The organism is Pseudomonas sp. Pdm06 (assembly GCF_014851795.1).
GTDB classification, from domain to species: Bacteria; Pseudomonadota; Gammaproteobacteria; order Pseudomonadales; family Pseudomonadaceae; genus Aquipseudomonas; species Aquipseudomonas fluorescens_AA.
The window spans coordinates 508973-520561 of record NZ_JACVAH010000003.1 but is presented as its reverse complement, the minus strand read 5'-3'; the positions used below and the strand labels follow the sequence as shown (position 1 = coordinate 520561).

Genomic DNA, 11589 nt, shown 5'->3' with positions numbered 1-11589 from the left:
ACTCTTTTCATTCGTTTCATCGGGCCAGCGGATCGGCCCACGGAGAACACCATGACCCAGACCCTGCCCGCATCGAGCGCAGAGTGCGTGCTTTATCCCCTCACCACCCCGCAACTGGACATCTGGCTGGACCAGGTGCTGCACGCTGACAGTCCGTTGTACAACATCGGCGGCTATGCCCGCATCAACGGCGCGGTCGACGCCACGCTGCTGCAGGCGGCCTTCAACCAGATCGTCAACGGCCACGATGCCCTGCGGATCCAACTGGTGCCCGGCTCCAGCGAGCACCCGCTGCCGCGCCAACGCTTCCTGGGGCCGGTCGACGCCCCGCTGGCGGTGCACGACGTGTCGGGCCATGCCGATCCAGAGGCCAGCGCATTGGCCTTGCTGCAGGCCAAGCTGCAAACCCCGTTTTCCTTTGACGATGGGCTGCTGGTGCGCGCGGACCTGGTCAAGGTCCGGGAAGACCTCCACTACTGCTTCGTCAATTGCCATCACCTGATCATCGATGGCTGGTCCTTCGCCATGATTGGCCGAACACTCAGCCAGGCCTATACCGCCCTGCATGACCAGGCGCAAAACACGGCGACGGCACCGACCTATCAAGCGTATGTCGAGCAGCAAGTCGCCAGCAAAGACTCGGTTTCGTTCCAGCGCCAGCGCCAGTACTGGCTGGAGAAGTACCGCACACTGCCCGAGCCCCTGCTCGCGCCCCGCCACCTGGGTCGACTCGACCAGCGCCTGGCGCCCAGCCAGAACCATGCCTGGCGCTTGCCCCGGGCGCTTTACAACCGTCTTGGCGAAAACGCGAAGGCCGCGGGCCAGGCGACGGTCTTCCACGTCATGCTCGGGGTGCTGTACAGCTACTTTGCGCGCACCGAGCAACGGGATGAAATCGTCATCGGCCTGCCCATCCTCAACCGCGCCAATGCCGCACACAAGGCCACGATGGGCTTGTTCGTCGGCATGAGCCCGGTACGCCTGAGCCTGGGCACCGACCTGAGTTTCAGCGACCTGGTCGGCAAGATTGCCCTGACGCTCAAGCAGGATTATCGCTACCAGCGCTTCCCGCTGAGCGAATTGAACCGCGAACTCGGCTTGCAGAACCTGGGCCGGCGGCAGTTGTTCGACGTGGTGGTGTCCTACGAACAGGACCAGGACACCTGGTACGGGCCTGCGCCGGCACAGCCGGTCAAGCTCAGCAATGGCTACGAACAAATGCCACTGGCAATGCACGTTCGTGAGTCCGCGCCGCAAGACGATGTGTGGATGCACTTCATCTACAACGAGGCCTATTTCGACGCGCCGCAGATCGAGGCCTTGCAACAGCGCTTCATGAACATCCTGGCGTGCGTGGCCGCTGATTTCGACGTGTCGGTCGCGGCCCTCGACCCGTTGGCGCCCTCCGAGCGCCAACTGCTGCGGGACTGGAATCGCACCGACGTCGACTACCCCAGGGATGTGCTGCTCCATCAATTGATCGAAGTCCAGGTCGCCGCTCGCCCCGACGCCATCGCGGTGCGCTTCGCAGACCAGGCGCTGACTTACGACGCGCTGAACCGTCAGGCCAACCGCCTGGCCCATGCCCTGCTGGAAACCGGGCTTGGCCGCGACGATCGCGTCGCCATCTGCCTGGACCGCAGCCTGGAGATGGTGGTCGGCCTGTTGGGCATTCTCAAAGCAGGTGCCGCCTACGTACCGCTGGACCCGGGTTATCCGGCCGACCGCTTGAGCCATATGCTCAGCGACAGCGCCCCCAGTGCCCTGATCACAACCCAAGGGTTATTGGCGAACCTGCCCGCCGTGACGATGCCCGTGCTGTGCCTGGATGCCGGCTCTGAAGCACTGTCCCGACAACCGACGCACAACCCGGACCCCGCCGTGCTCGGGCTGACGCCGCGACACCTGGCCTACGTGATCTACACCTCCGGTTCCACCGGCTTGCCCAAGGGCGTGATGAACCAGCATGACGGGGTCGTCAATCGTTTGCTCTGGGCGCGCGATGCCTATGGGGTCGATGAACACAGCCGGATCCTGCAAAAGACACCGTTCAGTTTCGATGTGTCGGTCTGGGAATTTTTCCTGCCGTTACTCAGTGGCGCGCAACTGATCGTCGCCGCCCCCGACGGGCACAAGGACCCGCGCTACCTGATGGACATCATGGCGAGCGCCGGCATCACGCTGCTGCATTTCGTCCCATCGATGTTGCAGGTCTTTCTCGACCAGGTGGAGCCACAGCGCCTGCCCGCGCTCCAGCAGGTCTTGTGCAGCGGCGAAGCCTTGCCCCATGCCTTGCAGAAGCGTTTTTTCGAATGCTTGCCAACGGTGCAGTTGCACAACCTTTACGGCCCCACCGAAGCGGCCGTCGACGTGACGGCCTGGCATTGCCGGCCCGACGCGCACGACGGCATCGTACCGATCGGTCGACCGATCGCGAATATCCAAATGCATGTCCTCGACGCGAACCTGCAACTGCTGCCACCGGGTGTGGCCGGCGAGCTGCACATCGGTGGCATCGGGGTCGCGCGGGGTTACCTGAACCGTCCCGAGCTGACGGCCGAACGGTTTATCCACGACCCCTTGGGCAGCGAGCCCCAGGCGCGGCTGTACAAGACCGGCGACCTTGGGCGTTGGCTGCCCGATGGCAGCCTCGAATACCTGGGACGCAACGATTTCCAGGTGAAAATCCGCGGCCTGCGCATCGAACTGGGCGAGATCGAAGCCCACCTGCTCGCTTGTGAAGGTGTCAAGGACGTGGTCGTGATCGCCCGCCAGGAAGCCGGTGATGCGTACCTCAACGCCTATTGGGTGAGCGAGCCCGGCTGCTCGCCATCCCCGCAGGCGCTGCAGGAAACCTTGCGCCAGCAGGTGCCTGACTACATGGTCCCCAGGCACCTGGTCGAGCTCGATCAGTTCCCGTTGAGTGTCAACGGCAAGTTGGACCGCAAGGCCCTGCCCGAGCCGACGGCCAACCTGGGTAACAATGTGACAGCCCCACGCACGGCGTTGGAACAGGCCCTCGCCGAGCTGTGGCGGGACAACCTCAAGCGCTCGACGCCGGGCATCCATGACAACTACTTCATGCTCGGTGGCGACTCCCTGAAAGTCATCCACTTGCAGATCCATGCCCGTGAACAGGGGATTGCGCTGACCCTGGCGCAGGTCTACCAGTCCCCCACCATCGCCCAGTTGGCCGAGGCCCTGGAGTCCGGGCAACCCCCGGCCACCGAGCTCGAACCCTTGACCCACGTGGCGCCTTTCGCCCAGGTTCCGTCGGCGATCCGCCTGGCCAGCGAAGGCGTGTTCGATGACGTGTTTGCCGCTTCGCAACTGCAGGTCGGGATGATTTATCACTCGATGATGCACCCGGATTCGGCGATCTATCACGACATCTTCCGCTACCGCTTGCGCCTGCACTGGGATGCGCCGGCGTGGGAGCGGGCCTGTGCCGCATTGATCCGGCGTCATCCGGCCTTGCGCATGTCGTTCGATATCGGGCACGCCGAGGTGCCCATGGCCCGGGTGCACTCGAGCGTCGAACCCCCCGTGCAAATCATCGATGTCTGCTCAACGGGCCCCGACACCCGGGCCCAGGCCATTGCCGCCTACGTGGAGGAACGCAAGCGTTACCGCGAAGACTGGCATCGGGCGCCGTTGTATCAGTTCTGCGTGTTCGTCGCGGAGACTGAAATCGACCTGGTCTTCAGCTTCCACCATGCGATCCTCGACGGCTGGAGTGTCGCCACCTTGATGCGCGACCTGATCACGCTCTACACCTCGGCACCTGGCACCGACGCCCTGCCGGCCCTGACCACCACACCAGCCGATTTCGTGGCCCTGGAGCAACAAGCCATGGCGACGCAGACCCACCGCCGTTTCTGGCGCGAATACCTGCACGAGGCGCCCGCCGCGGCCATGACCAGCTGGATCCATGGAGTGGCACCGGACCCGACGCCGCACCGCTCGGCCTACCGTGAACTGCCCGCCGCGGACCTGGCCCGGCTCGAAGCCTTCTGCCAGGCCCATGACCTGCCCCTGCGCGCGGTCCTGCTGACGGCCCACGGTTTCGCCCAGGCGATCATGTCCAATCAAAAGGACGTGCTGTGCGGCGTGATCAGCCATGGCCGACCGGCGTTCGAAGATGCCGCCTCGGTCCTGGGTCTGTTCCTCAACACCCTGCCGATACGCTTCAGCAGCCAGGGCCAGAGCTGGCTGGAGCTGATCCGGGCAACAATTGCCCAGGAACAACAGGTATTCGCCCATCGGCGCTATCCGTTCGCATTGATTCATCGCGAGACCGATGTCGCCTTGAACGTGGTGTTCAATTACGTCGATTTCTACGTGCTCAAGGACCTGCTGGCCCAAGGCGAAGAGATCCTCACCGACTGGGAAACCACGGAAGCGAGCAACTACGACTTGCTGACCACCCTCGGCCGCCACCCTGCCAACGGTTCGCTGATGTTGAAGATGGACTACCGCACCGCGCGTGTCGCCACGAGCCAGGCCGAAGCCTATGCCGATTACCTGCTGCGCACGCTGGAACTGATGATCGCCGCGCCTGAGGCCAAGCCGGCCATTCCGGCCTGGCTGCCGCCCATCGACCGAACTGCGCCGGGGGCCGCCAGGGCCTTGCCCCACGACAACCTGTCGAGCGTGTTACTGGACAGTTTCGCGCGCCATGGCGAGCAGACCGCCGTGAGCTTTGGCCAGGCTCGTCTTTCCTACCGCCAACTGCACGATACTTGCGCCCAACTGGTGAGCTGGCTGCACCGGCACGGTATCGGCCAGGGGGATCGGGTCGCGATCATGATGCCCCGCTCGCCCGACCTGATCGTCGCCTTGCTCGGTGTCGTACAGGCCGGCGCCGCCTACGTTCCAATCGACCTGAGCTATCCGCAGGAGCGTATCCAGCTGATTCTCGAAGACTCGCAGCCACGCCTGGTGCTGTTCGCCGATGCCTCTGCGAGCCTGGCGATGGCCCTGGCAGGCCAGGCCGATACGCGCCACTGGGACAGCGTGGTCGCCGGCTTCGACGACAACCTGGCCGGCAGTCACCAACGGGTGGCCGCCATTGCCGCTGGCATCATGAGTGAAGACAACGCCTACTTGCTCTACACCTCGGGCTCGACCGGCCGCCCCAAGGGCGTGGCCATGCCGCACCAGGCCTTGACCAATATGATCCTCTGGCAAAACCGCCAGCAGGCGCAGGACGGCCATGGGACACAAGCGCTGAAGACACTGCAATACGCGCCCATTTCGTTCGACGTTTCGTTCCAGGAAATTTTCTCGACCCTGTCCAGCGGTCATGAACTGGTGATGATTGACGAAGGGTTGCGCTATGACTTCATCCGCTTGCTGAAGTTTATTGGCGCGCAAGCGGTGAATCGCCTGTTCCTGCCCTACGTCGCGTTCCAGGGCTTGGCCGAAGTCGCCACACAACTGGGTATTTACCCCTCCTCGCTGCGCCAGATCAACGTCGCCGGCGAGCAGTTGAAAATCACTGCCGAAATCCGCGACCTGATCGATCACCTCGGCGACTGCCGGGTGGAGAACCACTATGGCCCGACCGAGGCCCATGTGGTCACGAGCCTGCGACTTGAAGGCGCGACAGTGACCTGGCCGAGCATGCCGCCGATCGGCACGCCCATCGACGGGGTACGCCTGCATGTCCTGGACGCGGCCGGCAACCCCTGCCCGGTCGGCGTGACGGGCGACCTGTTCATCGAAGGGGCCTGTCTCGCCAATGGCTATTGGAATCGCCCCGACCTGACCGACGAGCGCTTCATTTATCGCCAGCTCGAGGGGCAGACCCGACGCTTGTATGAAACCGGCGATATTGGCTTCTACTTGCCTGGCGGCGATCTCGTGTACCAGGGCCGCAGCGACGCTCAAGTCAAGATTCGCGGTTACCGCGTAGAGCTCGGCGAGATCGAAGTGGCCATGCTCGGCTCCGCCCGGTTCAGGGCCGACATCGAGCAGGTGGCGGTCATCGACAAGACGGCAACCGACGGCAGCCGTTATCTGGTGGGCTTCGTCCAGGCCCTACCGGGCCGCGAGCCGGACCTGGACCAATTCAAGGCGGAAATGCGCCTGACGCTGCCCGACTACATGGTGCCGAACACGCTGGTCAGGATCGCGCAGCTACCGCTCGGGCCCACGGGCAAGATCGACCGGCAGCGCTTGCAAAGGATAGAAGTCCAGACCACCTTGCAGCGGTCCTTCATTGGCCCGCGCAATGCCATGGAGGATCTGCTGCAAGCCTACTGGCAGGAAACCTTGGACCTGGACAACATCAGCGTCCACGACAACTTCTTCGAGCTGGGGGGCAATTCGCTCAAGGCGGTGCGACTGGTGGCCATGCTCGCCAGACATCAAGGCCTGGAACCTTCGCTGTCCGACTTTATCCAGGCGCCGACCATCGCCGAATTCGCCCAGGTGCTGCAACAGACCGAAACCGGACACCCCGGCGCCGGCGCGCTGGTGGACTTCAAGAATGCCACGCGCAAGCCGACGTTGTTCCTGGTCCACCCCATCGGCGGACATGTGTTGTGCTATGCGGCACTGGCGCGGGTGCTCAAGGACCAGGTCCACCTGTATGCCCTGCAAGCGCCAGGCACATGGGATGGCCGTGAACCGTTGCAATCGGTGCAGGCCCAAGCGGTGTACTACGCGGACGCCATCGAGCAGGTCGCCCCTGAAGGCCCCCTGAATATAGGCGGCTGGTCCTATGGCGGCGTCGTGGCGTATGAACTGGCCAGCGAGTTGCAGCGGCGCGGACGGCGCCTGCACAACGTGTTCCTGCTGGACACCATCGTGCGTGTCAGGCAGGGCGAGGTGCGGATAGAACGCAGCGAGTTCATGAACTGGTTCATGTGGGAACTGCTCAGCGGCGACGGCCAGAAGGAATACGCCTACCACGCCCTCGACTTCTCCTCCCTGGACGACCCGCAGGCCTTCGCGGCGATCCGACAGCACGGCATCGACCAGGGCATTTTCGACGAGACCATCACCCTGGCGACACTCGATCAGCTGTTCCGGGTGTTCCATGCCAACTGGCAAGGGCTGCTGGACTATCGCTTCCCGCCACTGGACCTGCCCATCACGCTGTTCGCCGCGGACGTCGAGCTGCCCGATGTGCTGCAAGCCCCCCATGAACTGGTGGGCACCGCCTTTCGCGACCCGTACCGCGGCTGGCGCTCGATTGCGCCCCAAGTGCAGCGAGTCGCCGTGGAGGGTGACCATCTGACCATGATGCGCGAGCCGCACATCGAGCGAGTGGGCCAATGCATCCGGTCGCGGATGGACCTGGCCCGGGCCAGGACCGCCGAATCCATGAGCGCACTGGCTTGACCATGACCGCCGATCACGGGGCCGGATTGACGGCCCCGCTTGACTCCATCGCCCGGTCGTTCCGGGCCCGATACAGGTGAAACAGCATGACAGCACCCAAAAAAGCCATTGTCGCCGGCGCCGGGATCGGCGGGCTGACCGCCGCCATCGCGCTGCAGCGCGCGGGCTGGCAGGTCAAGGTCTTCGAAGCGGCCCAGACACTGCGCACCGGTGGCACCGGCTTGTCCGTCATGGCCAATGCCATGGCGGCGTTGCACTCGATTGACGCCCATGTTCCGGTGGAACAGGCCGGCCAGGTGATCCGCGACTTCTTCTTCAAGAAACACCAGGGCGATGCCATCACCCGCATGCCGATCCACGAGATCGGCGAACAGTTGGGTCATCCCAGTGTGAATATCCAGCGCCCGCTGTTGCTGCGCGCGTTGGCGCAGCAGCTCGACCCCGACACCTTGACGACCGGGCTGCGCTGCACGGGGTATGACCCTCGCCCCGATGGTGTGGTGGTGCGGTTCGAGGACGGCAGCCTCCAGGAAGCGGATCTGTTGATTGGCGCCGATGGCCTGAACTCGGTGATTCGCCAGCAGATGCTCGGCGAAACCCCAACCCGCCCATCCGGTTATGTCGCCTGGCTGGCGGTGGCGCCCTTCAGCCATCCGGTCATGACCGAAGGCTACGTGGCGCATTACTGGGGACGCGGCAAGCGCTTCGGGCTCTGCGATGTCGGGGACGGCCAGGCGTATTGGTGGGGCACCTGCAATCACGAAAACGCGGCGGATGCCGCCTTGAACATCAGCAAGCAGGAAGTGCTCGCAGCCTACGCCGACTGGGCGCCGGAAGTCGTGGCCGCCATCGAGGCCACCCCTGAGAGCGTCATACTGAAAATGCATGCCCGGGACCGCCATCCCGTCGAGCAATTCTGCGATGGACACGTGGTGCTCTTGGGCGATGCGGCTCATCCCATGCTGCCCAGCCTGGGCCAAGGTGCCGCACAGGCGATCGAGGATGCCGTGGTACTGGCCGATCGACTGACGCAAACGCCGGACCTGCGCACCGCGCTACTGCACTACCAGGCCCACCGTCACCCGCGGGCCAACGGGATCGTCAATGCCGCGCGCTTCATGAGCGGTATCGAGCAAAGCGAATCGAGCCTCGCCTGCTGGCTGCGAGAATGGTATATGCGCCTGACGCCACAGAGCAGCTTGCGGAAAAAGAACATCGACCTCCTCTCGTTCAAGCCCTGCGCATAACCTCGCGAAACGGTCACCGAGGGACCTGGGCGGCACGGCGGTGAACCCCGCCACTTGACCGACGACATTAAAGCGTCAATGACAAAAAGCGACTCCTACATAGACAAAAAACGACATGCACCGGGATGAAAATCGATAAATGAGAATTCCTCACCATACTGGGAATCCAGAATTGGGACACTACTGCCAGACAATTCCCACATTGACGATCATGAAAAAACAGATTTTCAAGAATCGAGCCCCGAACACAACCTGTTAATTTAGCTGAATATTTTCCTGAAACCGCGCTGAAAGCTGTCCCCCACAGCGATCATCGCGAGGGAAAAACCTGTGACCCAACGTGTTTTTTACCCGGAGGTATCCAAGAACCCAAACCCCACTGACTGACCCGGAATGTCCCTGTTTTCCCTTACAGACTTTTCCCACATGGAAACGCCTAATAGCCCTACCGGCTAAACCGTTTAAGTCAATAGGTCCACAAGACGTTATTGACTCCAAGTATCAACTCCAGAAGAGGCTCAAGCATTTTGGAAGCGGTCGGATTTTCTTCCGTCAACATCACGGATGCGGAGTTTTTTCGAGTAAGCAGGAATAAGGACTATGAATCGACATGCGTGTATTGAGGGTGCAGAAAAATCGCACCTCTACGTAGAGCTAGGAAAGCTGATTTCAAGTGTCGGACACGAGAGTTTCTTGACCAACGTGCACCAGATGATCGAAACAACGGTGCCTGTCAGTCGACTCGAATTGAGTGAATGGACAGCCGACGACACCCAGTCGAACGTCCTCGATGTACAGCTGTTGGGGTATGCGGGTGCGGAAAAAAACGTGCACATGCAGTCCCCCTGCCCCACCACGGCGATACAGCGCAACGATCACCCCTTGGTGAAAAGAGTGCTGGAAGTGGATGACGCCCTGCTGATCCATCTGAACGCACGAATGAAAGATGAAAGAGGCAATGACTGCCTCGGCACTTCCCACCAGTGCATTCTGATTTCACGCAAGGCCAACCGCCGCTGTGTGATCTCATTGCAACGCCCTCAGGTACAGCGCGACTTTTCCCTTCAGGAACTGTCCTTTCTGAAATACCTTTCCGAAACGCTGTTGCCCCTGGCCGAGCGTCATGCGCACCTCAATCGCCAATCTTTCAAAGCCTCTGGCAGCGCTACGGGCCATCCACTCGATGCCGCCGAACAGACCCAGTTGCAACGGGATTTCAATGATCGATTGAGCCCCTGCGACGTCACCCTTTCCGTGCGGGAAAAAGAAGTCTGCCTGGGCCTGCTGGCCGGGGGCACCGTGCCGGAGATTGCGGAAAAGCTACAGGTCAAGAACAGCTCCATCGAAACCTACCTCAAGCGTGCCGCCGCCAAGCTGGGCGTGAGTGGGCGGCATGGGCTGGCGAAATGGATGATCGGATCATGACGGCTCGCCGCGCACGGCCCGCCAGAACCCGCCTGCCTGCGCCCGCGGGGTCTGGGCAGGCACCACAATGAGATAACAGGTCGATGCATAAACTCTTGAGCCCCCTGGCGGCCGCGGCATTCATGCTGGGCGGTTGTTCGCTGATCCCGGACTACCAACGGCCCGACGCACCGGTCGCCGGGCAGTATCCGCAAACCTCGGCCTATGCCCCGGCCTTGTCGGGGCCCCTGGCGGCCGAACAGGGTTGGCGTGATCTGTTCCAGGATCCGGTGCTGGCGCAACTGATCGAAAGCGCGCTGGCCAACAACCGCGACTTGCGGGTAGCGGCGCTGAACGTCGAGGCTTACCAGGCGCAGTATCGGATCCAGCGGGCGGACCTCTTCCCGGCGATCAGCGCCAACGGCACCGGTTCGCGCCAGCGCCTGCCGGCCAGCCTCACCGGAACCGGTAACGCCGCCATCAGCAGTTCGTATTCGGCAACCCTGGGGATCAGCGCTTATGAACTGGACCTGTTCGGGCGCATACGCAGCCTCAGCGACCAGGCGTCGCTGATCTATCTGTCCAGCGAAGAGGCCCGCCGCAGCAGCCAATTGAGCCTGGTGGCCAGCGTGGCCAGTGCCTACCTGACCTGGCGGGCCGACCAGGAACTGCTGGCGCTGACCCAGGACACGCTCCAGTCCTATGAGCAAAGCCTGCGCCTGACCGAACGCAGTAACCAGGTCGGCACCGCCTCGGCCTTGAACCTGAGCCAATCGCGAACCTCGGTGGAAAGCGCCAGGGCCAGCCTGGCGAAGTTCCAGCGCCAAGTCGCCCAGGACCTCAACAACCTCACGTTGCTGGTGGGCACGTCGGTCGCCGATGACCTGCCAGGCCGTCCACTGGCATCGGACCTGCTCAGCGAAGTACCGGCCGGCCTGCCTTCGGACTTGCTGCAACGCCGGCCGGACATCCTGGAGGCCGAGTACCTGCTGCAATCGGCCAACGCCAACATCGGCGCGGCCCGTGCCGCCTTTTTCCCGAGCATCAGCCTGACCGCCAACGCCGGCAGTTCCAGTACGGAACTGTCCGGGCTGTTCAAGGGCGGGTCGGGCAGCTGGACATTTCAACCGCAGATCAACCTGCCGATTTTCAACGCTGGCAGCCTTCGGGCGAGCCTGAACTACTCGAAAATCCAGAAAGACATCCGCGTGTCGCAATACGAGAAAGCCATCCAGACCGCCTTCCAGGAAGTGTCCGATGGCCTGGCGGCACGCAAGACCTATAAAGACCAATTGATCGCCCAGCGCGATCTGGTGCAAGCCAACCAGGATTACTACCGCCTGGCGGAGCGACGTTATCGCATCGGCGTGGATAGCAGCCTGACGTTCCTCGATGCCCAACGCTCGCTGTTCAACGCCCAGCAAACCCTGATCGTCGACCGGCTGTCGCAGTTGCTCGCCGAAGTCAATCTGTACAAGGCACTGGGCGGGGGTTGGGTAGAACGCACAAGCAACGTGACTGTGAGGTGACTGCAAATGGGCACATTCGAACCCGGGACACTGGTGCGCTTACGCTCGGGAGGCAAGAC

General features: G+C 62.7%; 4 protein-coding genes. All 4 read left to right on the top strand.

Features of this window, described 5'->3' with window-relative positions; genetic code table 11:
• The first annotated feature begins 51 nt into the window (after nt 1–51).
• The 4 genes from IB266_RS07810 (at nt 52) to adeC (ending at nt 11530) form a co-directional block, all read left to right on the top strand.
• On the top strand, nt 52–7350 hold the full coding sequence (locus IB266_RS07810; protein WP_192260804.1) for an amino acid adenylation domain-containing protein: 7299 nt from the start codon (nt 52–54) through the stop codon (nt 7348–7350).
• Nucleotides 7351–7436: 86 nt separating this feature from the next.
• Complete coding sequence (locus IB266_RS07805) at nt 7437–8597, top strand: FAD-dependent monooxygenase (protein ID WP_192260803.1); 1161 nt, start codon at nt 7437–7439, stop codon at nt 8595–8597.
• 600 nt (nt 8598–9197) lie between these two features.
• Nucleotides 9198–10022: a helix-turn-helix transcriptional regulator gene (locus IB266_RS07800; protein ID WP_060742643.1), complete on the top strand. Its 825-nt coding sequence runs from the start codon at nt 9198–9200 to the stop codon at nt 10020–10022.
• An 83-nt stretch (nt 10023–10105) separates the two neighbouring features.
• Nucleotides 10106–11530, top strand: coding sequence for an AdeC/AdeK/OprM family multidrug efflux complex outer membrane factor (gene adeC, locus IB266_RS07795; RefSeq protein ID WP_060742644.1), 1425 nt, complete (start codon nt 10106–10108; stop codon nt 11528–11530).
• The last annotated feature ends 59 nt before the right edge of the window (nt 11531–11589 follow it).